This is a genomic window from Psychrobacter immobilis, from assembly GCF_904846225.1.
Taxonomy (GTDB): domain Bacteria; phylum Pseudomonadota; class Gammaproteobacteria; order Pseudomonadales; family Moraxellaceae; genus Psychrobacter; species Psychrobacter immobilis_F.
The window spans coordinates 1-1,313 of the sequence record NZ_CAJGZJ010000050.1 but is presented as its reverse complement, the minus strand read 5'-3'; the positions used below and the strand labels follow the sequence as shown (position 1 = coordinate 1,313).

Annotated in this window: 1 protein-coding gene; it reads left to right on the top strand. The window is 37.9% G+C overall.

Annotated elements, in window-relative coordinates; all coding sequences use genetic code 11:
- Positions 1-511: 511 nt before the first annotated feature.
- On the top strand, positions 512-1,312 hold the full coding sequence (locus JMX48_RS13950) for a tetratricopeptide repeat protein (RefSeq protein WP_201538770.1): 801 nt from the start codon (positions 512-514) through the stop codon (positions 1,310-1,312).
- Position 1,313: the final 1 nt, after the last annotated feature.

Sequence of the window (1,313 nt, the reverse complement as noted above, 5' to 3'; positions counted from 1 at the left end):
TTTCTTGGTCATGGTAAACTCCTGTGAATATGCTTAGTTTACCAAGTTTATCTCTACGGTTTCTTCAGCATAGCTCATTAGATACTGAGCCTACTATCCCGGAAATGGAAAGTTATACGTATAGATATACTGTGGAAAACAACCAATCTAGAGTTCTTAAAGTTCACAGGAACAACCTACTAAATAAAAGCTTATATATAAGTATTGATTTTTTTATAAACTTGCAGATCCTGAAGAAGATAAGTATTACAGTCTAAAAGGTACGACTTTTTCTAGTGAACCTCAATACTCAAGACAATCAGCTTACTGCAGCTTTCAAATAGAGGTATACCCTAATAGTAAGACTACTGTGACACCGACTCGGAAATGGGGATGTATTAATCCTATGTATTATCACAAGTCCTCACTAGCAGATGAAGAGTAGATTATATTTCTTTTTCAAATGCCACGACTTACGAACAAGATATAGCCCGAATCAGCCCATTCAATAAAGTTTCCTACTGAGAATTTGATGTATTTAAAAAGAACGCATGTCCTAACCCAATCTTTACTATTAGCTACTCTATTATCAAATGTATTAATCGTTTCTGCTTGTTCAGCGGAGTCATCAAACACACCTATATTATCTAATCAAAGCACCCCTACTGAAATATACGAACTTGGACTAGCCTACTACGAGGGTAACTCAGTCCCTCAGGATTATGAAAAAGCCTTTAGCTTATTCAAAAAATCTGCTGATCGAGAGTACGTTGAAGCTCAATTCAATCTCGGTGTGATGTACGAAAATGGAATAGGTGTTAATCGAGACTACAAAAAAGCAATGCAGTCGTATTTATCAGCAGCTGATAATGGAGATTTTGAAGCTCAAAATAATATTGGCTCACTCTATTATTTTGGTAGAGGCGTGACTCAAAACTATGATAAAGCTTTTAAGTGGTATAAAGAAGCGGCTGACAAAGATGTAGGTATAGCACAGTTTAACATTGGCGGTTTCTACGAGAACGGTTATAGTGTCCCACAAAACTACGCTAAAGCCTTAGAGTGGTATATCAAAGCTGCTGATCAAGGGTTAGATGTGGCACAGCTTAATATTGGTGGTCTCTACGAGAATGGTTACGGTGTGCCGCAAGATGATAACAAAGCTTTTGAATGGTACAAAAAAGCGGCCGACCAAGATAATCAAGAAGCCAGTAATCGAATCGGTAGACTGGTCATGAATCATAAAATCGACGATACTGAACCGCCCCGGGATTGTCGGAGACCTAAAATTCTGAGAGAATACGACAATGAAAAGACAAACCTACACCCCTGAG

Coding starts and splice junctions, on each gene's coding strand:
- JMX48_RS13950 (WP_201538770.1), top strand. CDS start 512: ATGTATTTAAAAAGAACGCATGTCCTAACCCAATCTTTACTATTAGCT.